The sequence below is a fragment of the Microcystis sp. M53603_WE2 genome (assembly GCF_030065435.1).
In genome coordinates this window covers 1-2632 of record NZ_JASJFF010001123.1, presented here as the reverse complement: position 1 = coordinate 2632, position 2632 = coordinate 1, and the positions used below count along the sequence as shown (strand labels likewise).

Genomic DNA, 2632 nt, shown 5'->3' with positions numbered 1-2632 from the left:
GTCAATTCCTGACCATCGAGACGGTTTAACAGCATTACTGCACCAAATAACCGATTATTAATCCTAATTGGCACAGCTAAAGCCGTTTTTATCCCCAAAGCCACCGCTATATCCTGACGAATGCGATTATCTCCTAGGGTTTGTCCCACCACCACCGGACAACTACCCTGGTAAACCACCGTACACAATCCCGACGTGGCAATATCTCCCCTTTTGCCGACAATTGCCCCGGTGTTTTTACCTGCACCCGCCCGATAATCAATACTATCACCGTCAAATAGGGCAATGATAACCGTTTCTGTTGGAATTAAACCTAAAATTTCTTCAGCAATGCGATCGAGATTAGTTAATTTTTCCATAATGGGTTAGGGGTTGAGGAGATGGGGTGTTATACTCAAAAAAACAGTAATTCATTAACTTTAGTCTATAGTTTGTGAACTGAAATGAAAGATAACACCCCCAGAGTAACAAGTCTCAAATCTTATCTTCAGCATTTGCCTCAAGATGCGTCGGAAGCGATCGTTAGCACCAACTTTGCACCTTACCTGATATCATATTTAGGATTTTCAACCACGGAGAGAATTCCAGAGTACGACACGGGAGGCGGTGGGATTACCGACTTTGCCACTCGGAGAAACCTAGAAAACGATATTTTTTTGCAGACAAAGAGTAATCCTTTTCTGCTGATAGAGTTAAAAGATAGATATACTAACTTAACTGAAAATAGTCCAGGTTATAAGGCAACTGTCGATAAGTTAAAGCGTCAGTTATTAGGGAATAACTGTCAAGCAGCCCAATGGGGAATTATCACTAACGGTTCACACATCCAGTTATTTAGAAAACATGGTAAAATCATTTTTCCTGCCACTACTTGCATAGCAATAACTCCTGAGAACATTGATGAGACTGTAGCTCGGATCAAGACAAAAATTGACAAGACTCCCAAAGCATTAACGGTTACTGTTTACAATAATAAAGGCGGTGTAGGCAAAACCACCACAACCATAAATCTTGCGGCTATTCTTGCTTTTTTAGGTAAAAAAGTTCTAGTTTTAGACTTTGATTTTAATCAACGAGATTTAACTAGCTCTCTCCTAAATATAAACCCAGAAGATGGCCTACTAGAAAAGGCTTTAACTGACCGCAATATTGATCTAAAATCAGTGATTCGTCCCTATATCTACATTTTTCAGACTAAAAAATTAAAAATTACTTTCGATGTTGTTCCTGCTGATCCTAAAATGGCAGAGTATCCGGAATTTCAGTATAATTCTCAAATGAAAATATTCACTCTCCATAGAAAATTAGACTTAGCTAGATATGAATATGATTACATCTTTATAGATGCAGCTCCCAATTGGCGATTTCCTAGCCAGCTGGCTGTTTATGCTGCCGATGTTGTCCTCTTACCCACAAAACATAACAATTCATTCTCCCTTAATAATGCAGCCACTGCCATCAAGGAGTTTCTGCCGCAAATGCAAAATTTTAAAAAAGATGGGACTCCCATAGCCTTACCAATTTTTTTCAACGGTGAGAAGATTACTCAACCACAGTTAGAGCTTGCCCAAAAAGAAATTGATCAAATACTAGAAAATGACAAAACCCTTTTACCTTATTTTTATCCCAGATACACTGATGCCAAAAAAGATTTACATATTCATCACCTGCCAGAATACGCTATTATAGCCAGTGCTGCCTTCGCTCGCGTGCCGGCCGTTTATAAACATCGTTCCGCTCATGACTATTACAAAGACTTAGCAAAGGAGTATTTTTTACAATGATGGAATATACCGATATTGGTACTTTAAAGTATCTATACCTAGATGAAATAGAAATTACTAATGGAACCGATGCTGATAGTTTTTTAATTGAAGCTACTGCTAAACTATTACAGCAGACAGGTGGACGCAATTGGCTGCCTGTAATCGTGAAAGAACTATCAGAGGATCGCTATGAAGTTATCGGCAACTCATTTGTTTATGCTGTGGCTGAAAGGGCTGGACTAGAAAGAATTTGGTGTATTATTGCCGATGGAACAGAAGATGCTAGGAATATATCCAGAGTTTTGGCAAGAGAAGAAACCCCAAAACTAAATTTGTCAACAGCTTCAAGAGAAGAAATTAAATCTGCTTTACAGTTCTTGATTGAACAACCGAATAGCCCCCTAAAAACAGTTAAATTAGCCACTGCTACTGCTAGGATTGATGAAGCTCCCCGTCAATTCTGGAAGAGTTTAGATTCAATTGTTGCCCTCAAGTGTGGAATTACAAAAGGGAAGGGATTAGATTTACTCAAAACTCTCTTTTATCTCACTCCTCAAGATGCAGTGATTGAGGAGTTTTCAGAAGAAACTCTCAAACTCAAGACTGTTTCTGAATTAAAGACTCTAGCCAAAGAAAAAGGAATCGTTGGTTTAAGCAAGATGAAGAAAGCAGAGCTAGTCAGAATATTAGCGCAATAGAAAAAGGAGTATCAATTATGAGTTAGGAAGTGGGAAGTATTTTCAGTGAACAGTAAACAGTAATCAGTCGGGGTAGGGTTGATTCATGAATCAACCCTACCTTGAATCAACCCTAGAACGTAGGTTGGGTTGAAGCATGAAACCCAACGCCCGATCATGTTAGGCTAC

General features: G+C 38.9%; 3 protein-coding genes. 2 read left to right on the top strand and 1 reads right to left on the bottom strand.

The genetic code is table 11. The annotated features are described in order from the left end of the window. Nucleotides 1-359: GAF domain-containing protein (locus PX481_RS23740; RefSeq protein ID WP_288096388.1), on the bottom strand; the 359-nt coding region annotated here is incomplete at its 3' end. A gap of 84 nt (nucleotides 360-443) precedes the next feature. Between PX481_RS23740 and PX481_RS23735 the strand changes: the two genes are divergently transcribed. Both PX481_RS23735 and PX481_RS23730 read left to right on the top strand, forming a co-directional pair. After that, entirely contained in the window at nucleotides 444-1784 is a 1341-nt protein-coding gene (locus tag PX481_RS23735) for a ParA family protein (RefSeq protein WP_002758821.1), read from the top strand. Next, nucleotides 1781-2464 (top strand): Rho termination factor N-terminal domain-containing protein, encoded by a 684-nt coding sequence (locus PX481_RS23730; protein WP_002758822.1) that lies wholly within the window; start codon nucleotides 1781-1783, stop codon nucleotides 2462-2464. Before PX481_RS23735 ends, PX481_RS23730 begins: the two co-directional genes overlap by 4 nt. Nucleotides 2465-2632 lie beyond the last annotated feature (168 nt).